The organism is Cohnella baijiui (assembly GCF_020731285.1).
Classification (GTDB): domain Bacteria; phylum Bacillota; class Bacilli; order Paenibacillales; family Paenibacillaceae; genus Cohnella.
This window is the reverse complement of record NZ_JAJFOW010000506.1, coordinates 1-211: the sequence shown is the minus strand read 5'-3', so window position 1 is coordinate 211 and position 211 is coordinate 1. Positions and strand designations below refer to the sequence as shown.

The window sequence follows — 211 nt, the reverse complement described above, 5'->3', positions numbered from 1 at the left end:
ATGAAGTATATACTCCTAATATTACAAAAGTAAATTGGAACTTAGTTGATCAACTAATTGTGGTAGCTCCTCATATTTTAAAGCTTTTTAAGGCTAAGATTAATACAGATAAACTTAAAAGTACAAAAATAAATTTAGTATATTGTGGGGTCGAAGTTTCAAAATACCCTTTTAAAGAAAAAAACAGAGGTTTTAATATTGGATACTTAGG

General features: G+C 26.5%; 1 protein-coding gene. It reads left to right on the top strand.

Annotation, left to right across the window (positions count from 1 at the left end; translation table 11 throughout):
- Positions 1 to 211, top strand: a 211-nt coding sequence (locus LKX83_RS33565; RefSeq protein WP_227887654.1) for a hypothetical protein, incomplete at both ends; no start/stop codon positions are given.